This is a genomic window from Chlorogloeopsis fritschii PCC 6912 (assembly GCF_000317285.1).
Taxonomy (GTDB): Bacteria; Cyanobacteriota; Cyanobacteriia; order Cyanobacteriales; family Nostocaceae; genus Chlorogloeopsis; species Chlorogloeopsis fritschii.
Map to the genome: position 1 here is coordinate 164,686 of NZ_AJLN01000100.1, position 21,752 is coordinate 186,437.

Below are 21,752 nucleotides of genomic sequence, written 5' to 3' on the forward strand. Positions count from 1 at the left end.
GGGAAAAAATGCCCCTTCCTTGTATCTAGGAAAGGGCTGATTTGGGAATTGTAAGCAATCAAGCAGATTTGGGATAAGTTTAGCGGCTAACGGCTAATTGCCTTTTGACTATTAACTGTTAGCGTTCAAACAATTTTCACATCCCAAACAAGTGCGATCGCTATTTTTGTGAAAACTTAACCCTAAAGAGTTTGATCCCGCTTATCAACAACTTCGACTACGGGATCTGTAGGAGTAGCGGTAGTAGTAGTGGTAGTAGTAGTGGTTGGAGTAGTTCTCTCTTGATACCTCTGTGTAGTGCGATCAACACCCATAGTATCAGCTACATTACCAGAGACATCGTAAACAGCCCAATGACGAATACCTTGATTGCTTAAAATCGATGCAGCACGCTCAATTTCATTCTCGGTGCCATCTACAATCACTAAGAATTCTCCTTGGGATACCCGCTCACTATAAGCTCTGGCTTCTTCTTCCGGAATACCCAAACCAGTCAATGCTCCTACTAATCCACCTGCTGCTGCACCAATACCAGCACCAGCCAAAGTGGTTGCGATCGTTCCAGCTGCTAAAAAGGGGCCTACTCCTGGAATAAGCAAAGCTTCCAAACCTACGAGTAAACCACCAATACCACCCAAAACAGTACCCGTAACCGCACCGATCCCAGCACCTTCTTGAGCCTCGGTATCACCGCGATCTGTCATTTCGGATCTATCTCTGACATTAGCTCCACCAATTTGCTCGTTGCGATCTGTGTCTTTTGCCAATACAGAAACCCGATCCATAGGGAAACCCGATTCTCTAAGTCTATTTAGCGCATCTTCGGCTGCCTGGCGATTGGAGAATGTACCAACTGCCCGCTTATATCCTTGAATTGCCATTTTTCCCTCCTGGATAAACTACAAATGTGTTTGCACATATGTAACTTCTAGTTTCTCTATTGGCATTAAGTTATTCATCAGCCCATAGGTTTACCTGGTTATCCGTCAGAAGAGGGGAAAACCTTTGTAAGTAGAAGGCAGTCGTTATGAAACAAGTTTCACTGCCAGGCATGAAAGTGGAATTTTTACTGTTCCCTGTTAAGATTTCCCCCAACCCGACTTTCAAGACAGAGCGCAAACGGCAGAAGGTGAGCCACTGCGGTGGACGGGTTCCCCGGCATAAAGCAAGTGGCGAACCCGAAGGGTAAAAAACTGTTTACATCTGCTGTCCAGAAATTGGTTTTTTACATTTAACTATGTCCGTCTACTTGCTAGACTAATGCTTGTACAAGAAAGGAATTAAACTTTTGAGAGCAGATTTTGCAACTTTTGAACTAAACGTTCAGCTGGCATTAAATTCTCAGTTCGCTCTTCCTCAATTCGCCCTACAAGTTGACCATTTTTAAACAGTAACATTGTTGGTAAAGGATGAACGTGGAACTGAGAAGCCAAATCAGAATCTTTTTCACTATCAATTCTGATAATCTCTAGTTGCTGTTTCATCTGCATACTTACTTGCTTCAAAATCGCATCCATGAGGTGAGAAGGGCCACACCAAGGAGCATCAAAAACTACTAATACTGGTAGCTTGGAACTAGATAATAGCTCTTCAAATTTTTGAAATCGGTCTTTGACTAACATAAAGACTCCTATGAAATATTAACGCGGGGACGCAAAATTTAATTTTCATTTTTGTAGCGAAATCACCGCCACAATTAACTCACTTAAAATTAAAATCCAACCTAATAATTTTTATATGGTTTCTTGGTAAATAAAATTATTCCGTTTACCTCTAAACTCCAAGAACAGACAAGTAATCTTAATCCAGTTAATTAATTTTTAACCTCAGTATATTTAAGGTAATCAATCTCGCTTTTTTAACTTATAAATTAAGTATAACGCCTTTTATATAGAGGGAGAAGTTAGGATCTCGCCTGAAAATAGCGATTAGGGGCTAATGCGATCGCACGCCCTTGGCAGCCATAAGTAAAGTCTGCTCATGTCATCTCAGACTTTTCTTCAAAAAACTGGTTGTTTTGTTGTGCTGCTTTGTCGCCTAAGGTTGTTAAAGCAGAAGGTGAGAAAGAGGATGTACTGTCTTTTCCTTGAGCGCGATCGCTACCAATACCACCCGCTTCTGGTAAGAATCTATTTACCCAACTGAGAATTGTAGAGGTAAATCCGGGAAATAGGGCATGAAACTTAACACCAATCTGTGCTGGAATTGATAGTACAACTTCTGCATCTCCTCGTTTGATAGCTGAAATAATTTGATTTGCGGCACTTTCCGCACTCATAGAAAGTATGGGCAAGGAATCACTAATGCTAAACCAAGTGTATTCTTGACGATTGTTACCTTTAAAGTAAGCGTTATATGCACTGCCTGTACGCATTAAACCAGGGCAAATGGTAGTGACAACAATCCCATCTTTTGCTAGTTCTGCTCGCATTCCTTCTGACAGCCCCACTAAAGCAAACTTGCTGGCGCTGTAGGGTAATAGATGCGGTACGCTGACTTTACCGCCAATCGAGGAAATGTTAACGATCCGTCCCTCGCCCCGTTGGCGCATTTGCGGCAAAACAGCAAAAGTTGTGTAGAGTGGTGCCCAGAAATGGGTTTTGATGGCTTGTTCAAAGTCGTCGAGAGTCATCTCTGCGATCGGCCCTACCTGGATAATACCTGCATTGTTGATCAACACGTCAATTTCGCCAAAGCGATCGCGCACTATGCGAATTGTTTGTTTGACTTCAAATTCATCAGTAACATCGCAAGGTACAGCCAGTACTTCTCCACCGCGCTGTTCCAAATCCATACGCGCTCTTTGTAATTCTTCCGCGTTCCGGGCACAAATTACTACCCTTGCTCCTTGCTTTATCAACTGGCGTGCTATGACTAAACCCAGCCCCCGCGAACCACCTGTAATCATTACAGTTTTGGCTTTGAAACTATATTGCTGCTCTCGCCACCATCGCCCAATTGCTTGGATGAGAAAAAATACACCTATAGCAATGACAGCCAGAACAATTGGATTTTGATATTTAATATCCATAATATTCATAGTTGCATCTCCTTTGATTAGCGATGGGTTACTAGAGAGAGAAAGGATATGTCTCTGGTGCTTCACCAACTTCCCAATGGGGAGTACGATCTAACGGTTGTACCCCTTTGGTGTCATCAATGTGGATGACAAAGTCAAACTGTTCGGGAAGTCGAGCGTAGAAGTAGTGACTGACACGCTCTGTTTCCGGCAGATAGATGACTCCGATCGCCCGCTCTAATTTTGGTGTTTCCAGTCCTTTGATTGCCTGGTTTTGTTGCCGCAGATCCAGCAAAAACCAAGGCATACCCGTATCGTGGAATAAAGCTTCGTAGCTGTTTGGCAATGCCGGGCGAACTTGTTTGAGTTGCGTTACACCACCCCAAGTAGAAGCAGCAGTAACTGTACCCGTATAAGTAGTAAAACCGATCAAAATTGCATCATCAGCATATCGTTCGCGCACCAGTTGTCCGACATTCAATTCACCCGCAGCGCCCATGTCTGTTGCGCGTGCATCACCCAAGTGAGAGTTATGTTCCCAGATAACTACTTTAGTACGGCTTCCTTGACGATCTAGATGTTCAACGAGGCAATCTAGAGTTTCTGCCATGTGGCGATCGCGCAAATTCCATGACGAGATCCGCCCTTTAAACATGGAACGGTAGTATTCCTCAGCATTCTTCACTAATCGGGCATTCTGTTCCGCGTAGAAAAACTCGTCTTCTGCGACTGTGCTATACTCCTTCATCTTATGTTGCAACTCTATTAATTGATTTACTGCTTCTTTCTGACAAGAGTCGCTCAAACTAAAATTGGCAGCATAGCCATAGGCTTGTGTATCTTCACCAAAGTTTTCAAAGCATGAGTAGCGATCGCGTGCCCGTTTCGCAGCTTCTGGATCAACTTTTTCGAGATAAGCTAAAACTGCTTCTATAGAAGAATACATACTATAAAGATCAAGCCCATAAAAGCCAACTTTGGTTGCATTGTTCGGCAAAGCATCATTGTAATCACGCAGCCAACCCACAAAACTCACTACATCTATGTTTCGCCACATCCAGGTAGGAAAACGCTGAAATCCATTTAATGCTTCATCAGGTGTAACATCTTTACTAATTCTATTTATGTAGCGATTTACACGATATGCATCAGGCCAATCTGCTTCTACAGCTACAGCCGTAAAGCCTTTTTCTTGAATCAAACGTTTGGTAATTTCAGATCGCTGCTCATAGAACTCATGAGTACCATGTGATGCCTCACCAATTAATACGAAACGAGCATCACCAATTAGCTCCAAAAGAGAATCGTAATCTGTGGATGCACCCGTTAGTGGATAAGCTACTTCTTTAATTGCATCACTTAGTTTTGTTTTTGTTGAATTTGTCATAACTTTATACCTCACCTAAAAATAGTGTTGGGGTGATAGGTTACAGGGTTGGGATCAGAGAAACTTTCATGTTTTGTTGTGAACTTTAGTACATGGAAGTCTGTCTTGAAAAAGACACAGATAATTCAACTTTGGATTTTAAATTTAGCCATTTTTGTGGATGAATTATGAATATCAAACATTAAGAAATTACAATTTAAAATTAGCCGCTATAAAGGTTTATGAATAATTTTGATGATATTTAAGCTTAAAGTTTTACTAGATTGGAATTTCTAGCGCAATGAATGATACATAATTTATTCAGTGTTAGAAAATTTGTTATGATATAAAACTATGTTAAAAAATTAAAAGTGCTTTCTCCTCTTTCTATGGTCGTGTTACTTTAATTACTTACCTGCCAAAAGGGTGAAACCATTCAGATCACGAACGGCAAAAATCCCGACTTCCCAAACAAGTCAGGATTCTGAGTTTCTCAATTTTCACCAATCAAGTTTTGTAGCGACTGTATTGCAATTCAAGCGATCGCAAGTCGCCATGAACAAACAACAAAATACTGGCTATTCTGTCAATTGGCTAGCTGTTACAGGAGTTAGCAAGCCATTCGTTTCTCCCAGGGATTGAGCAACAACAACGCGATCGCGCCCGGCTTTTTTAGCAAGGTATAGTGCAGCGTCAGCAGCTTCAATGACTGCTGCACCAGTCGAGCCATGATCTGGGAACATTGCTACTCCCACTGATAAGGTAATGTTGCCAAGTTTCTGACGCTGATGATACACATCTAGATGCTTAACACATTGCCGTATGCGCTCGGCTCTGTCTTGACAAACTTCTAAGCCTGCTTCCGGCAGAATCAACAATAACTCTTCTCCCCCATAACGACAGGCAATATCAGCTTTACGAATATGTTTTCTTAAAAACATACCGAGTTCCCGCAACACGATATCACCTGCTTCATGACCGTAGGTATCATTGAAGCGTTTAAAGTGGTCTACGTCAATCATAATAATCCCTACAGATTGTTGATTGCGCTCGGCTCGGCTGACTTCTCGTTCGAGAGACTCTTCTAGATAGCGGCGATTAAATAAACTGGTGAGGGGATCGCGGATACTTTGCTGTTGTAAAGCTTCATTTAGTCTTAAGTTTGCCAATGCCAAGGCAATGCGTTCCGCAACCGCAGAGGCTAGCCTTTGTTTGGCAATTGTCAATTGTTCTTTTTCTTGGGAATGCAAGTGCAGCATTCCTAAGGCTTCCCCTTGTGCCATCATCGGCACGCAAAGAGCTTCTCCTGTTTCCTCAATATGGCTACACTGCAAACCATGAGCATCAGCTACTGTAAAATGCGATCGCCCACGCCGTAGTGCCCAACATTGCTTGGGAGAAAACACTGTCTTAAAACCAACATTGACATCACCCCAAGTTGTCACAGCTTCAACCAAGTGTTTTGACGCACTAATAATAAACACTCCACCAGAGGTATTAGGAAACAAAGGTTGAACTAATTGAGCAATTACCTTATATGCTTCTTCAACTGTTAGGCACGCTTGCAGGATGTCGCTCATTTCACTGAGTAAGGCAATTTCCCGATTGCGCTGTTCTAGTTCTTGCACCCATCCCGTTAGTTGCTGATTAGCTTGCTGTAAAGCGGCTTCTACTTGTTTGCGTTCTGTAATATTGCGGTTGACACCAATCGTAGCACTAGGCTGACCGTGTTCATTGTACAACGGTACAACTACTGTTTCGCATACGCCTTCTGTTCCATCTTTGCGAATAAAGTTAATTTCCCCACTCCAACGACCAGTACTAAGTAACTCATCCAATATTTGCTGGGTTAATACACCAGACTGTTGGGGTTTGTGCAAAATCCCCAATTTTTTACCCAATACCTCTGCTTTGGCATAGCAAAACATTTTTTCTGCGGCTTTGTTCCAATCTAGGATTTGACCAAACAAGTCCGTTACAATTACACCATCAGAGATATTTTCAAAAATACAAGCTTGTTGTCGTAGGGTTTTTTCTACTTCTTTGCGCTCGGTAATATCTTGAATTTGGGCGATCCAGTACAATGGTTGACCGTGAACGTTGCGCACTAGCGATGTACTCAACAGAACCCATACTATATGTCCAAATTTGTGTATGTATCGCTTTTCTATGTGGTAACAGCGAATCTCACCATTCAGCAGTTGCAATATATAGTTAAGGTCAATATCTTGATCGTCTGGATGGGTGATTTCTTGACAAGTTGTAGATAGCAATTCTTGTTCTGAATAACCCATAATTTCGCACAAAGACCGATTCACTTGCAACCACTTGCCATCTAATCCCACCAATGCCATACCAATTGCTGCATAGTCAAAGGCATTGTGGAAGCGTTCTTTGCTTTCGCGCAATGCTTCTTCTGTAAAATGGCGTTCGGTAATTTCTAGTTCTAGTTTTTGATTGGCTTTTTTCAGTTCTATCAGGCTGGGAGTACTCAGAACTTGAGGAAGCGATCGCATCATTAACACAGCTGTACCCAATGAGCCAAAAGCTGTAATGGCTTTAATCATCCCCAAAAACCAAGAAACTGGATGCCAAAGCGTCCAAATTTCTACTATATGAAACGTTCCAGCGGCTACAATCCATACCGCAATTAACCGGAATATCCAGTTTAAGGGAAAATCTTGCCACTTGCGAATAAAATAAACTAACACTATGGGAATTAAATAATAGGCGAGAGCGATCGCAGAGTCGGATAAAATATTTAGCCACACCAATTCTGGCTGACATTGATAACAATGCCCGTATTGCTGATACACCGAACGCACCTTTGTCTAAATAATAAGTGAAAACACGTAGATATTATCTATTTCTTTGGGTAGATGCGTAAATTTTATACCCAGTGTATCTACGACAAACGAAATTTTAACTTTTTCTTTAGGCAGAATGTAGTAATTGCAACTCCAGAAAATAAGCGTTGGTGCTGATTTAGGGGAGTGGGAACTGGGGATTGGGTATCGGGAATTGGGTATCGGGGATTGGGCGATTCGATTTTGGATTTACGATTTTGGATTGGAATTTAATCTAAAATCCAAACTCTAAAATTCCCAGTCCCTAGTCCCTAGTCCCTAGTCCCTAGTCTCTAGTCCCTAGTCCCTAGCCCCCTGTCCCCTGTAACCTATAACCTATAACCTATATACCCTATTACCTCATATATTTAATAAACCATGAATCAGGGACAAAAAACGGCTATAGAAGGTATATATGAAGTGTGTATAGGCGTACCAGAGCCAAATTCTGCCATTCAATATTGGGAGCAATTTGGCTATCGCCTTAGTCAAGAGGGAGAATTACCTAAAGCTATAGCTAGACAGTTATATGGTGTAGACTCATCTTTACGCTCGATTCGCCTTGATCACCAAGATACGGATCATGGTTTGATTAGACTAATGATTTGGCAAAATCCCATCAATCAAGGATTGGGGATAAAGTCAATGAAAGCGAGAGGAAATCGCTGGGCAACGACATTAACAGCCGACATTTTAAACATCCTCAACCATGTAGAAGAAGCAAAAGCTGCAGGTTGGGCGATCGCGTATACTCATCCACACTGGGAAGTGATCTATAACAAGGAGAGAAAAAATCGCCCATTTCTCGATTCTATGGTAGGGGTGCGAGAAATGCTGTTATTGCAACCACTGACGCGACAAGTTTTGTTTCAAAGATTTGGCTATACACTCCCCGATTATGGAAAAATTAACAGCAATTCTCTGCTCAAGACAAGCCAGTTTACCCATATGGGGATGGTAATTCAAGATGACAGCAAAGAAACACTGAAATTTTATGACGAAGTTATGGGCTTGTTGCGGGTGCGTGATGATGTAGAGACTAGCTACGAATCATCACTTGCCGGGCGAGAAATTTTTGGACTTCAACCTGGTGAAAAATTTTTTGTCACTGCCTTTGACGATCCGCGTTCCTCCAAAACTGATTTGATGGCAGCACGCAGTGGCAGACTTTATATTATTCGCTTTCCCAGTTCTATGAATATAGAATCGCGATTTGAAGCAGCCAAGCCAGGTAGTTTGGGAATGTGTTTGTACACCTACCGAGTGCAGGAACTTTATCAATTTAGCGATCGCATCAAAGCCAGCCAAGCGCAAAATTATACCAACATCGTCGAAAATGAATTTGGAGAACCGAGTTTCTCCTTTGTCGCACCGGATGGATACTTCTGGACTTTAATTGCACAGTAACAAAGAATGCCATCTCTACAATAAAATCTGTATTTTTCACATCAAGACTCCTACCAACCGCCACCAGGCAAAGCCTAGAAACCCTTGTTACCAGGTTCAACCTGGTAACGAGAACTTGAGCCTCTGGCTCGCTCAATTCCTTCTGCCCTCTGATTTGCGCGAAGAGCGACAAAACCCACTCCTACCAAATGCCATGATTAAAGTTGCCACTATCAATATCTTGTACGAAATGAAATTCTGGCAGCAGCGGCGCGAGTTGCTGGTAGAAGGTTTAGCAGCAGTTGGGGCAGATTTGATTGGATTGCAAGAAACCAATTTGCAAGCAAATACTGGTTTGTGGTTGGCTGAACAGCTTGATATGCCCTATATCCACTTAGTTGCTGCTCAAGAGCGATCCTATGTATTGAGAACCGAGTACGGAACTGCAATTCTTAGCCGCCATCCGTTTATTCAACAAGCCGAACTTGATTTGCAATCTCAGGGGCGGATCGCACAATACGTACAGGTAAAAATAGGCGATCGCTCATTAGTATTTTGCAACGGACATTATTACTGCCAACCCGGTTCTTCTTCTTTGCGAATGAGACAAATACAGTCGTTAGTCAACTGGCTCAGTGCCTTACCTGCAGATCTGCCTGTAGTAGTTGTGGGAGATTTTAACGCTACACCTGAAACACCTGAGATCGCATTCATGCGGGAGCAATTTACTTCCGCATACGCCGCCCAGCATGGTTGCGAACCAGAGTATACTTGTCCGACACCCTTATTGCAAGCCCACAGCAAGTTCTGGCGTCCATTGGGGCTGCGATTGATTAATTTGTGGACTAACCGCAAATTCACACCTTGGCGCGGTACACTTGACTACATATTTATCAACAAGCACTTGAGCGTCCGTGATTGCCAGCTGATTCTGACTGAACCTGCACCCGATCGCAAAAATATTTATCCATCAGATCATTTCGGCATCGCTGCTGAACTAGAGATAGTACAAGTATGAACCAAAGAGCGATCGCTCTGCCGAGAACTTTCCTTCAGCATTTGAGTAATTGTATCAACAGGAACGGGGCGACTAAAGTAAAATCCTTGACCTTCGTCACATCCCCGTATTTGCAGATAGTCAAGCTGGTCTTGAGTTTCCACGCCTTCTGCTGTAATATTCAACCGTAAGCTTTTTGCTAGAGCAATGATAGCATCAGTTACGGCTGCACTATCAGGATTTGATGTGACATCTTGTACAAATGACCGATCTATCTTGAGCATATTAATCGGAAGGCGCTTTAAGTAGTTCAGAGAAGAATAACCTGTACCAAAATCATCTAGAGCTAGGCAGATGCCGAGTTCTCGTAATTGTTGGAGGATTTGAACAGAGCGTTGAATGTCACTCATCAAGAAGCTTTCAGTTACCTCTAGTTCTAAGTAAGATGGTTCTAGTCCTGTCTCTTCAAGGATTTGCCTGACTACTTCTACGAGATTTGGTTGTTCAAACTGTCGGGCTGACAAATTCACCGAAATCCGAATTGGAGAAATTCCAGCCAGCTGCCAAGCACGATTTTGAGCACAGGCAGTTCGCAAAACCCATTCACCAATTGGCACAATTAAACCGTTGGCTTCTGCAATTGGAATAAACTTTGCCGGAGAAACCAAGCCATGTGTGGGATGCTGCCAGCGAACTAGTGCTTCTAGAGCTACCACTTGTCTGGTGTGCAAATCAATTAAGGGTTGGTAATAAACCAGTATTTCATTGCGTTCAACTGCTCCACGTAATTCATTTTCCAAAACCAGTCGCTCCTGCAACTGCGCATTAATCTCTGGCGAGTAAAATTGGTATTGGCTACGTCCCTGCTGTTTCGCTTGGTAAAGTGCTATATGAGCTTGTTGCAAGAGTTGCTCAACACCATTAAGATTATCCAGTTCGTTAATCGTGATGCCGATGCTGGCTGTGATATGGATGGTTTTACCCTCTAAAAAGAAGGGTTTTGCTAACGCACCAAGTATTAATTGAGATAGCTTAATTACACTCTCAAAAGAAGAAAAGTCTGTTCTGGCGATCGCAAATTCATCTTGACTCAAATGGGCAAGGATATCTGTTTGAGTAATGCAAGTTGTTAAACGTTGGGCAACTGCTCTTAACAATAAATTTAATGTCTCATGTTCCAAGGCATGGCTGATACCAGTGAAATCATCGATACCAAGTAAAAGAACAGCTATCAGTCGTTGATTGTTTTGAGATTGAGATAGAGTTTGATGGAGGCGATCGCTCAATAAATCCCGGTTGGGCAATCCAGTCAACTCGTCGTAGTTTGTAATGTAATCAATTAACTCATTTAATTTGTGAAGCGTTTGCGAGGTATCCGCCATCAGCGTACCTGCTTCATCAGTGAATTGGGTGGGTAGTTCGGGTAAGGTTTTGGTATTTAGATAGTTGTGTAATGCAGCAGATGTCAAAATGACTGGAGCGAGGAGATGGCGTAATGCATAGAGAGTGGCTGCCGTACCTGCCAATGTAGCCACCAGAGAAATAAGTAGAACTCGTACCGCGATCTCGAAAGAATAGGAATTTGAAATGACGAAGCTAAAGAGTAATGTCAACAGTGGTACATGAGTGCCTAAAAATGCCACTAACATGATTTTGGCGGTGTAACTTTTCTTGAGCAATCCAAAATGAGCTAGTGATGAGTACAGGGAAAGTTTGCGATCGAGGTTCATATATTCTGAAAAATTAAAAGTTGGCAATTTTAGCGATCGGGTATGTTGTAAAATCATGTCTTTTATTCATAATCCAATAGAATACATTCCATTAGGAAATGACATGAAGTAATATATTACACTTATCACTATTGCTATTCGCAGTATAGATATTTCTATATAGATTTGATAAAACTTACTTTGGAGTCTGTTTAGCAAGCAAAAATTTTTATCGTATAATTATTGAGTTAAATGTAAAATTTGTATTAATTGAATCTTACTCATTAGATAAACTTGGGTGAAGGCGATCGGAATTTCTCATTACCATGCTCTGCATAGTGATGAAAACTGAGGCTCCGCCTCATGAAGAGGAGACAGAGCCTCAATCAATGATTTCCCAGGCTCCAGCCTGGGAAAGAGAAAATTAGCAGTTGCTGAAGCTAAAGATTTTTAGATATAAACGTAAAAAAGCTAACAGCAGCAACGCTATATATGACTAGAGAATTTTTAGGCGATCTCTGGCAAGAAGATGTTTTTCGTCTACGCTATCAAATACAGCAGCAATTAGGGAAAAAAGCAGGAAGACGAACACTTTTAGCTCGTGATTTGCAAACTCAGGAATTAGTTGTAATCAAATTACTAACTTTTAACCATAACTTTGAATGGAGCGATCTGAAATTATTTGAACGTGAAGCTGAAACTTTAAAATCTTTATCTCATCCCTCCATCCCACGCTATTTGGATTACTTTGAGGTCAATTCACCACAACTAAAAGGATTTCCTCTAGTACAAACTTATCTGCCAGCAAAAACTTTAGAAGAATACGTAAAAGCAGGACGCTCTTTTACAGAAACAGAATTAAAAGATATAGCTAAAAGGTAAGGTGGGCATTCTACACCCTACTATGATTTAAGAAGGAGTTTTACAGGAGACACTAATGTTTGGACTGGGATGGACGGAAGTTGGTGTAATCGCGATCGTTGCGCTTTTGATTTTTGGCCCCAAAAAAATTCCCGAACTAGGAAGCTCACTGGGCAAAACCTTGCGGGGTTTTAAAGAAGAATTGAATAAAAATTCTAGCGATGATAACAATCTGGAAGAAGAAAAACAAGAAGAAATAAATAGTTAGGGTAGGGACAGACGAACGTACTATACGATCGCCGACGGCAGTCCACTCAAGTCTCTTAACCTGCCAATGTTGCTAACTCCCCTACTAAATGCAGGGGAGTAAAAACTTTTGACTTATAAAACAGTATTTACAGTATTTACCACAGAAGAAGTAACTCCTACCTGGGAATCTACGGTGTTTGAGGCACTACTTTGTTGATGTATCTCCTCTTTAACTACACCACGCGCCCTAATTAATTTGATCGCGCGGCTGACACTTTCTGGCAAAATCACCACCAGACTGTTTTCAGGAGCGATATCTAAGGCTTTATCGATCGCTTGTGTTTCATCAAGAATCAGTTCATATTTGTAATTAGGATTTACTTCTTTAATACCTTGAACTATCAAATCGGCTGCCGAACCGCGTGTCCTTCCTCTTGTGTCGTCATCTTCTTTGATAATCACATAGTCAAAAATCTCCGCTGCTAGCTTGCCCAATGCGATAAAATCTTGATCGCGGCGATCGCCAGGCCCGCCAACCACACCAATGCGTTCTCCATTTGTCCAGTTGCGGACAAAAGAACCCAATGCTTCGTAACTGTGAGGATTGTGAGCATAATCCACCAAAGCGTGGAAGTTGCCCAAATTAAACAAATTCATCCGTCCCGGCGTTTGACTGACGGAAGCACGAAAAGTATTCAAGCCAGCACGAATTTGTTCAATAGAAACGTTTTGGACAAAAGCCGCCAGTGACGCTGCTAAAGCATTAGCAATCATAAACGGCGCACGTCCGCCCATTGTCAGGGGAATATTTTCGGCACGCTCAATCCGGTGTGTCCAATCTCCCTTCAAAATAGATAGAAAGCCGTTTTCATATACTGCTGCCACTCCTCCCTTTTGAATGTGGTTGCGCACCAATTCTGAATTTGGGTTCATGGTGAAGTAAGCAATATTGGCTTTTGTCCTCTCTGCCATTGCTGCCACGCGCGGATCGTCGGCATTGAGCACAGCATAGCCATCAGGAAAAACAGCTTCGGCAACCACACTCTTGAGATGTGCCAATTGGTCTATTGTATCAATGTCACTAATTCCCAAGTGGTCGGCAGCAACATTTAATACTACACCTACATTGGCGGCTTCAAAAGCCAACCCAGAACGGACTATGCCACCTCTAGCCGTTTCCAATACTGCCACTTCTACCGTCGGATCTTGCAAGATTAATTGGGCACTTTGAGGCCCAGTATTATCACCAGCTTCTACTAAGTAATCTCCGATATACGTTCCATCGGTAGTTGTATAGCCTATTACTTTACCTGTCTGTTTAAAAATATGTGCTAGCAGGCGGGTGGTAGTAGTTTTGCCGTTAGTACCTGTCACCGACAAGATGGGAATGCGACTGGATTGTTCGTTAGGAAACAACATCTCAATCACAGATCCGGCAACATTGCGGGAAGTGCCTTGACTTGGGGCAACGTGCATCCGGAATCCTGGGGCAGCGTTAACTTCTACAATTACACCATCAACTTCCCGCAAGGGACGACTAATATCGGATGTGACAACATCAATCCCCGCAATATCCAGACCTACTATTTTAACGACCCGTTGTGCCAACCAAACGTTTTCTGGGTGGATTTCGTCTGTGCGGTCTACAGCAACCCCCCCTGTACTTAAATTTGCCGTTGCTCGCAGGTAACAAATTTCATCCTTAGATAGCACGCTATCGAGAGTGTAGCCTTGCCTTTCTAATAACTGATAGCTAGTGCGATCTAACTCTATTTTGGTCAGGACGTTATCATGCCCTTCACCACGGTTGGGATCTTTATTTGTTTCCTCAATCAATTCGGCAATACTGGATCTGCCATCACCAATCACATGAGCTGGCACACGTTCCGCCACCGCTACGACTTTGCCATCCACAACCAGTACCCGATGGTCGCGCCCCTGATAATATCGCTCAACAATAATTGATCGAGAAACCTGTCTGGCTGCATCATAAGCTGCCTCTGCTTCTTGCCAGTTTTGAATATCAATGGTAATACCACGTCCGTGATTACCATCCAAGGGTTTGATCACAATCGGATAGCCACCAACATATTCTATTGCTTCTTCCAAATCATCCAAAAAATTGATGACTGTGCCTTTGGGAACTGGCACACCCGCATTAGCAAGGACGCGCTTTGTAGCTTCTTTATCACAAGCTAGTTCTACTCCCAAAATGCCGGTTTTATCCGTCATCGTAGCTTGGATTCGCTTTTGGTTAACGCCATAACCTAGCTGGATCAAAAAGCGCGCTCCTAGCTGCATCCAAGGAATACCTTTTTTTTCAGCTTCTTTGACGATTGACTCGGTAGAAGGGCCAAGAGCAGCATCACGCCATAGGTCTTTCAGGTCTTGTAAATCTTGCTCTAATTCAGCTTTTGGATAACGCCCCCGATCGACAATACTTTGGCACAACCGTACTGCCGCCCTGCCAGCATAGCGTCCCGCTTCCTCATTCAGATACTCGAACACTACTTGATATACACCCGGTGTGGAGGTTTCGCGGGTGCGGCCAAAGCCGACGTGCATTCCGACCAGTTCTTGCAGTTCTAAGGCTACGTGTTCCACAATATGACCCATCATCGTGCCTTCGCGCACGCGCATTAAAAAACCACCACGACAGCCAGGCGAGCAATAATGACCCTCCAGACTAGGCAGAGCCTCAACTAATCCCTCATAAAAGCCAGGGATCTCGTTTGAAGGCGTCTCGGCAAGGTTTTCTAAATCGAGGCGCATGACGATCAGTTTGTGGCGTCGAATGCTCCAGTAGTTGGGGCCGCGTAAGGTCTGGATCTTGAGGATTCTCATGGGAATAGGTAGATGGAGATTCGGAACCAAAATACTAGTTTCTTACTGGAATTGACCGCTAAACTGTTCATTATGAACAGTTTTTCTTCTTCAGATCGTAGCTAATCGCACTTTTTTGCTGCATCTTTTAAGTTTAGCGGCCAAATCAGTGTAACTCCAGATACTTTCGTGCGTCAGCTGGAAACACGGTAAACAGAAGGTAGAACCGTGCGCTGATAGAGGTGAAAGCGATCGCCGTGGCTGAGAATATGCAGGCGTAAATTATGAAGATTTAAAGGTTCTGTCGCTCCCACATGAGGTTCGTTGGTATGGGTAACCTCAGTTGGATCGACAATTGTCACAGAACCTTTACCTAAAACTTGCAGCCAACCATCGCGTTCAAACAAGGCACAAGTATCTTCATCAATGCCAATACCAAGGCGATCGGGATGAGAAGCGATCGCGCTCATCAGTCGCCCCATGCGATTGCGATTGTTAAAATGCTGATCTACAATCACCTCCGGTATAAATCCCAAACCGGTTGCCATATCCACAAGCGAACGATTGGGAGACTCGCCACTACCACCTCCTGCGATCATATGGTGTCCCATTACAGCCGCTCCTGCACTAGTACCTGCTAAGGTCAGTTGCCCTGTCCTGACTCGCTGCCGAATGATGTCCATCGCTGGTGTGTCTGCTAACACACCACACAATCTTAATTGATCGCCTCCCGTTAAAAAAACCCCTGTACAAGCTTCCAGGGTTTGTTGGTAATCGCGGTATTCACACTGTTCTCGTTCGCGAATGTCTAAAATTTCAACCTTTTTAGCACCCATATCTTCAAAGATACGAATATACCGGCCACCGATAATTGAGGGTTCGCGGGAGGCAGAGGGAATAATGGCAATATGAGCATCGTTACCGCCAGCACGACCAAAAAAAGTTCGCAGAATTTCTCGGCCGTGAACTTTGTCTTCTGCGCCTCCGATAACCAGAACAGCGGTTTTAGTTGCTTGGGGTGTCCTCATTTCCAGCGATTTAGCTTGTAATTCCGGCATTGTGTTTCTCCTGTCAACAACTTCAGGTGAAAATTACAAGGTCAGCAGCCTAATTGTTTTTGCGCTTCGCCTCTTTTCAAGGACAGTGCTTAACGCCCAATATGCCTCAGTTTGTGGAGTATACATTGCCGTTTTTCAAAGCTAGTACCTTGTTTTTCACCTGTCCCATATTTCTAAATTGGCAAAATATTAATTGGGAACTAGTGAAGGACGGTTGCAAGGTTTTTGTGCTATCCCTAGCATTGTGCCCGTGGTATTCTTTGCTTTTGGGAAACAGAAGCAAGTATCGACACACTTTTGTTTTGAGGCTGGCTTGATGCATCCTGGAAGTTGTTAACTCAGTCAAAATATAAATTTAAATGTAGATGTGACAATATTTAAACATAAATTAAGTAATTAGAAAAATATTTGTCTTACCCATAAAATCTACAATTTTCAGTACTCTTAGATAATTTTGAACAAGGGTGTATGTGTTTTATGCAACATCGGCTTGTTGTCAGCTAAACATTTCAAATTTAAGATTAGTGTTCTTCAATACGAATTACTGTGCGCTTTGATATAGTTACGCTATTTCCTGATTGTTTTACCTCTGTTCTCAGTTCAGGGCTGATTGGCAAAGCCTTGGCAAAACAGATTGCTCAAGTGAATTTAGTTAATCCACGAGATTTTACCACCGATAAGCACCGGAAAGTTGATGATGAACCATATGGTGGCGGTGTGGGAATGCTGATGAAGCCAGAACCCATATTTGCTGCTGTTGAGTCACTGCCTGTTTTATCCAGAAGAGAGGTGATTTTGATGAGTCCCCAAGGGGAAACGATAAATCAACCTCTACTACGAGAGTTGGCAACAAATTATGACCAGCTAGTAGTGATTTGCGGTCACTATGAAGGTGTGGATGAGCGAGTATTACATCTGGTTACTCGTGAAATATCTTTGGGTGACTTTATTCTGACTGGAGGAGAAATTCCGGCAATGGCTTTGATTAATGGGGTGGTGCGGCTCTTACCAGGAACTGTCGGGAAAGTCGAATCTCTGACATTAGAAAGTTTTGAGGAGGGGCTGTTGGATTATCCCCAGTATACTCGTCCAGCTAATTTTCGCGGCTGGAAAGTGCCGGATGTGCTTTTATCTGGCAATCATGCCGAAATTGCCAAGTGGCGGTTACAACAACAAATTAAAAGGACACGCGATCGCCGTCCGGATTTATTGAAAGCTTGGGAAGAGGCAAAGGGACACGGGGAGGTGGAGACAAGGGGACAAGGGGACAACTAACTACTAATCACTAACCACTAACAAATACCACTTGACTTTTAACCTCTAACTAATGACTAATGACTAATGACTAATGACTAATGACTAAAACATGAACCTTCGTATTGGTAACGGTTACGACATCCACCGATTGGTGAGCGATCGCCCCCTAATTTTGGGCGGAGTCAATATACCCCACTCTTTAGGCTTATTAGGGCATAGCGATGCTGATGTCCTCACGCACGCGATTATGGATGCCATGCTTGGGGCGCTATCTTTAGGCGACATCGGACATTATTTCCCCCCTAGCGATCCACAATGGGCAGGGGCAGATAGCTTAATGCTATTGAGTAAAGTACACCAATTGATTCAACAACAAGGCTGGAAAATTGGCAATATCGACTCGGTAATTGTGGCAGAACGCCCAAAATTAAAACCCCACATTGAAAAAATGCGGGAAAATATAGCGGCTGTTTTGCAATTATTGCCAAATCAGGTAGGAATTAAAGCCACTACCAATGAAAAATTAGGCCCCGTTGGTAGAGAAGAAGGTATATGTGCTTATGCTGTTGTCTTGCTAACAGCTTCCTAGTAACTTTTGTTTAGTTGAGCGGGAAGCAATTTCACAATAGCTAGTATGGGAATAAATAGGGAACAGCCAACTAACCTTAACTGGGTGGAAAATGAGAGCCATGCAAGCCATAAATTTAGAAGATCTAGACCGTCCAGATGTTGTTACTTTAGACAAAGAAGGGCAAGTTGTTCTTATTGCTGATTGCTGAGGTTAAAGGTTTTCCATTCAACTTTCAAGATACAAAAAATCAAGAATATGCTATTTTGCGGCTAATTGATTACTTAAAAATTTTAAAATGATGGCATTTGCTCGTACCTTTACCATAATTAAGAGTTTTCGTTTACCAGGAATTTTGGCTTTAATCACAGCATTCACTGTTGCTGCTTGTAACCCAGCTAGTTTTCAAACGCAAGCTGCTCAAGTACCGCAATTGGTAACTAGCGTTCTCAGTGATCCCAAAACTTTTAACTATGCTCTCAGTTCCGAGTCTCCCAACGTTTTTGGACTTATTTATGAGGGGTTAATTACTGAAAATCCCATCAGTGGTGAAGTCGAGCCTGCTTTAGGAGAATCTTGGCAAATTTCTGATGATAAGTTGCGAATTGTCTTCACTTTGCGCGAGGGTTTGAAATGGTCTGATGGTAAACCTTTAACTGTAGATGATGTAGTGTTTACCTACAATGATATCTACCTGAATGAAGCTATTCCTACAGATACCAGAGATATTCTCCGAATTGGTGAAAGCAGAAAACTACCTTCTGTACGAAAAATAGATGAGCGTCGAGTTGAGTTTACAACGCCTGAACCTTTTAGACCATTTTTGCGTGTTCTCGGACTACCCATTCTACCCGCTCATTCATTACAAAAATATGTGAAACAAAAAGATGGTGAAGGTAAACCAATCTTTCTACAAAAATTAGGTGTTGATACTCCACTTGAACAAGTTATTGTTAATGGCCCCTATAAACTAGAGCGTTACGACACTAACCAACGTGTTATATTTCGGCGTAATCCTTATTACTGGCGTAAAGACGCTCAAGGCAATCCTCAACCTTATATCGATCGCATCATTTGGCAAATTGTTGAATCGACAGATACTGCTTTGCTGCAATTTCGTTCTGGCGGTTTGGATTCTATTAGCATATCCCCAGACTATTTTTCTTTATTAAAAAGGCAAGAAAAACAAGGTAATTTCAAAACTTACAATGGTGGCCCGGCGGCAGGTACTTCGTTTGTTTTATTTAATCTTAATAAAGGCGAAAGGAATGGTAAACCGCTCGTTAATCCAATCAAATCACGTTGGTTTAATACAGTCGAATTTCGCCAGGCTGTAGCCTATGCCATTGACCGCCAAACGATGATTAACAACACTTTTCGTGGTTTAGGTCAACCGCAAGATTCACCTATTTCCGTGCAAAGTCCTTACTATCTTTCGCCGAAAGAAGGCTTAAAAGTTTACGATTTTAACCCAGAAAAAGCAAAGCAACTGCTGCTCAAAGCGGGATTTAAGTATAATGATAAAGGTTTGTTGCTAGATGCCCAAGGCAATCACGTCCGCTTTACTCTGCTGACTAATGCTGGAAATAAAATTCGGGAAGCAATGGGTTCTCAAATTAAACGAGATTTGCGCAAAATCGGCATGACAGTAGATTTCACTCCCATTGCTTGGAATACTTATACAGACAAGCTGTCTAACACTTTAGATTGGGAAGCCGCCTTACTAGGTTTGACAGGTGGCGTGGAACCAAATGATGGTGCTAATGTTTGGTCTCCGGAAGGCGGATTGCATATGTTTAATCAGAAACCCCAACCCGGACAAAAACCGATTCAAGGATGGCAGGTGGCTCCTTGGGAAGCACAAATTGGCGAACTTTACATCAAAGGCGCACAGGAATTTGACGAAGCCAAGGTGAAACAGATTTATGCTGAAACTCAACGGCTAACTCAGGAATATTTACCTTTTATTTACTTAGTTAACCAATACTCAATGGCAGCAGTACGCGATCGCTTTGCAGGCATTCAATACTCTGCTCTCGGTGGTGCTTTCTGGAACCTTCATGAAATCAAAGTCACGGATGAGTGATTAGTTAGTGGATAGTGGATAGTGGCCAATAGTTAATAGCTAATGGTTAATTGCAATGAAAAATTAACAATCAACTACTAACCACTAACTACTAACCACTGTACGGGCGGGTTTAGAAGATAAATTATCTGTTTGAAAGTCAAGACGAGCGGCAAAACCCGCACGCCAGTTGCTACAACGCGGAAAACCCGCAAGGGCGCACTGGCTCCCCTACTAACTACTAACCACTAACTACTAACCAAATAATGACTGATGAAACTACTTTGCGATCGCTCCTAGAAAATGTTGCCAATGGTAACGTTTCCCCAGATGCAGCAGTAGACAAACTCAAGCATTTAGCCTACGAACCTGTGGGTGAGTTTGCCAAAATTGACAACCATCGTGCTTTAAGAACTGGCTTCCCAGAAGTTATTTGGAGTCCAGGTAAAACTCCCGATCAGATTGCTCAAATTATGGAGGTGATGCGCCTCCGCAATCCAGTGGTGATGGCAACTCGTATTGAAGGTGCAGTATATGCGGCACTGCAATCTAGGGTTAGAGGTTTGCGCTACTACGAGTCGGCGCGAATTTGTGCGATTACACCCCCTGAAATCGAACCACGCTATCCCGGTACAATAGGCATTATTTCTGCTGGTACCGCCGACTTACCCGTAGCCGAAGAAGCTGCTGTCACAGCAGAACTTTCTGGTTTTCACGTTCAGCGCCTCTGGGATGTAGGTGTTGCTGGCATCCACCGCTTGCTAAATAACCGCCATGTCCTGACATCAGCATCCGTTTTAATTGTTGTAGCAGGCATGGAAGGCGCTTTACCTAGCGTAGTTGCCGGTTTGGCAGATTGTCCGGTGATTGCCGTTCCTACTAGCATTGGTTATGGCGCAAGCTTTGGGGGTTTAGCACCGCTGTTGACAATGCTAAATTCTTGTGCGGCTGGAGTAGGTGTAGTAAATATTGATAATGGTTTTGGCGCGGCAATTTTGGCAGGACAAATTTTGCGAACAGCCGAGAAATTGCGGTTGGCATCCTCTGATTCTTAAGTTATGACGGTGATGTCAACTTAACACGTAAGTAAAAAATGAAACTTTGGGTAACATTGGCTGCATTTGCCTTGAGTTTTTTACTGACAATTTGTATATCGACATAAGAGATGGTTAAAGGGCAAAGGAGAAAAGATTATCGATATTTTTAAAGTATAAAAATCTTAACCTTCTGCCTACCAACGGATACGCCACTACCTTTGGAAGCCGCTCCGCGTCTACGTGTCTACTGCCTTTTGCCTTCTAATTATTGAGATTTATTAAAAAATATGAACATTTTTAGTGATTTGGCATCTCAGCTAGCTGGACATTCGCCTGTTGATTGGGCGGTTCTGGCTCAAAACATTACCGATCCAGATATCATAGGTCAAATGCAAAGAGCTTTTACTCATTTTCTAAAGACTGGTCAAGCTTGGGCGCTATTGATTGGATTAGCGATTGGTTATATGATTCGGAGTCTGACAAGCTACGGCTAAAAAAATTATGAATTATG

16 protein-coding genes and 1 pseudogene are annotated in these 21,752 nt (G+C 42.7%); 9 read left to right on the top strand and 8 right to left on the bottom strand.

The window, feature by feature from the left end:
• Positions 1-182 precede the first annotated feature (182 nt).
• From UYC_RS0120130 to UYC_RS0120150, 5 genes are all read right to left on the bottom strand, one after another.
• Positions 183-881, bottom strand: a complete 699-nt coding sequence (locus UYC_RS0120130) for a general stress protein (protein ID WP_016875511.1) — start codon at positions 879-881, stop codon at positions 183-185.
• Between the two features lie 399 nt (positions 882-1,280).
• Positions 1,281-1,622, bottom strand: coding sequence for a thioredoxin family protein (locus UYC_RS0120135; RefSeq protein WP_016875510.1), 342 nt, complete (start codon positions 1,620-1,622; stop codon positions 1,281-1,283).
• 356 nt (positions 1,623-1,978) lie between these two features.
• The gene (locus tag UYC_RS0120140; RefSeq protein ID WP_016875509.1) at positions 1,979-3,040 is read right to left on the bottom strand and encodes an SDR family NAD(P)-dependent oxidoreductase; all 1,062 of its coding nucleotides are present in this window, start codon (positions 3,038-3,040) and stop codon (positions 1,979-1,981) included.
• Between the two features lie 31 nt (positions 3,041-3,071).
• Positions 3,072-4,406, bottom strand: a complete 1,335-nt coding sequence (locus UYC_RS0120145) for an erythromycin esterase family protein (protein WP_016875508.1) — start codon at positions 4,404-4,406, stop codon at positions 3,072-3,074.
• 557 nt (positions 4,407-4,963) lie between these two features.
• On the bottom strand, positions 4,964-7,201 hold the full coding sequence (locus tag UYC_RS0120150; RefSeq protein ID WP_016875507.1) for a diguanylate cyclase: 2,238 nt from the start codon (positions 7,199-7,201) through the stop codon (positions 4,964-4,966).
• Between the two features lie 408 nt (positions 7,202-7,609).
• Between UYC_RS0120150 and UYC_RS0120160 the strand changes: the two genes are divergently transcribed.
• Both UYC_RS0120160 and UYC_RS0120165 read left to right on the top strand, forming a co-directional pair.
• Positions 7,610-8,638: a hypothetical protein gene (locus tag UYC_RS0120160; RefSeq protein WP_016875505.1), complete on the top strand. Its 1,029-nt coding sequence runs from the start codon at positions 7,610-7,612 to the stop codon at positions 8,636-8,638.
• A gap of 115 nt (positions 8,639-8,753) precedes the next feature.
• A complete protein-coding gene (locus tag UYC_RS0120165) occupies positions 8,754-9,635 on the top strand; it encodes an endonuclease/exonuclease/phosphatase family protein (RefSeq protein WP_016879631.1) in 882 nt (293 codons plus the stop codon).
• Here UYC_RS0120165 and UYC_RS0120170 read toward each other — a convergent pair.
• A complete protein-coding gene (locus tag UYC_RS0120170) occupies positions 9,593-11,344 on the bottom strand; it encodes a putative bifunctional diguanylate cyclase/phosphodiesterase (RefSeq protein ID WP_016875503.1) in 1,752 nt (583 codons plus the stop codon). The genes UYC_RS0120165 and UYC_RS0120170 overlap by 43 nt on opposite strands.
• 471 nt (positions 11,345-11,815) lie before the next feature.
• Here UYC_RS0120170 and UYC_RS0120175 point away from each other — a divergent pair.
• Together UYC_RS0120175 and tatA are read left to right on the top strand one after the other, a co-directional pair.
• Positions 11,816-12,199: pseudogene (locus UYC_RS0120175) on the top strand (protein kinase domain-containing protein); the annotation flags it as partial.
• A gap of 61 nt (positions 12,200-12,260) precedes the next feature.
• The gene (tatA, locus tag UYC_RS0120180; RefSeq protein WP_016875501.1) at positions 12,261-12,452 is read left to right on the top strand and encodes a twin-arginine translocase TatA/TatE family subunit; all 192 of its coding nucleotides are present in this window, start codon (positions 12,261-12,263) and stop codon (positions 12,450-12,452) included.
• Positions 12,453-12,565: 113 nt separating this feature from the next.
• On the opposite strand, the gene cphA is transcribed toward tatA, so the two are convergent.
• Together cphA and UYC_RS0120190 are read right to left on the bottom strand one after the other, a co-directional pair.
• Positions 12,566-15,277, bottom strand: a complete 2,712-nt coding sequence (gene cphA / locus UYC_RS0120185) for a cyanophycin synthetase (RefSeq protein WP_039751375.1) — start codon at positions 15,275-15,277, stop codon at positions 12,566-12,568.
• 173 nt (positions 15,278-15,450) lie between these two features.
• A complete protein-coding gene (locus tag UYC_RS0120190; RefSeq protein ID WP_016875499.1) occupies positions 15,451-16,314 on the bottom strand; it encodes a cyanophycinase in 864 nt (287 codons plus the stop codon).
• Between the two features lie 546 nt (positions 16,315-16,860).
• Between UYC_RS0120190 and trmD the strand changes: the two genes are divergently transcribed.
• From trmD to UYC_RS0120220, 5 genes are all read left to right on the top strand, one after another.
• Positions 16,861-17,589, top strand: coding sequence for a tRNA (guanosine(37)-N1)-methyltransferase TrmD (gene trmD, locus UYC_RS0120195; protein WP_016875498.1), 729 nt, complete (start codon positions 16,861-16,863; stop codon positions 17,587-17,589).
• 91 nt (positions 17,590-17,680) lie between these two features.
• The gene (gene ispF, locus UYC_RS0120200; protein ID WP_016875497.1) at positions 17,681-18,160 is read left to right on the top strand and encodes a 2-C-methyl-D-erythritol 2,4-cyclodiphosphate synthase; all 480 of its coding nucleotides are present in this window, start codon (positions 17,681-17,683) and stop codon (positions 18,158-18,160) included.
• A gap of 280 nt (positions 18,161-18,440) precedes the next feature.
• Positions 18,441-20,225 (top strand): ABC transporter substrate-binding protein, encoded by a 1,785-nt coding sequence (locus UYC_RS0120210; protein ID WP_016875494.1) that lies wholly within the window; start codon positions 18,441-18,443, stop codon positions 20,223-20,225.
• A gap of 245 nt (positions 20,226-20,470) precedes the next feature.
• Positions 20,471-21,259, top strand: a complete 789-nt coding sequence (gene larB, locus UYC_RS0120215) for a nickel pincer cofactor biosynthesis protein LarB (RefSeq protein ID WP_016875493.1) — start codon at positions 20,471-20,473, stop codon at positions 21,257-21,259.
• A 269-nt stretch (positions 21,260-21,528) separates the two neighbouring features.
• A complete protein-coding gene (locus UYC_RS0120220) occupies positions 21,529-21,735 on the top strand; it encodes a hypothetical protein (RefSeq protein WP_016875492.1) in 207 nt (68 codons plus the stop codon).
• Positions 21,736-21,752: the final 17 nt, after the last annotated feature.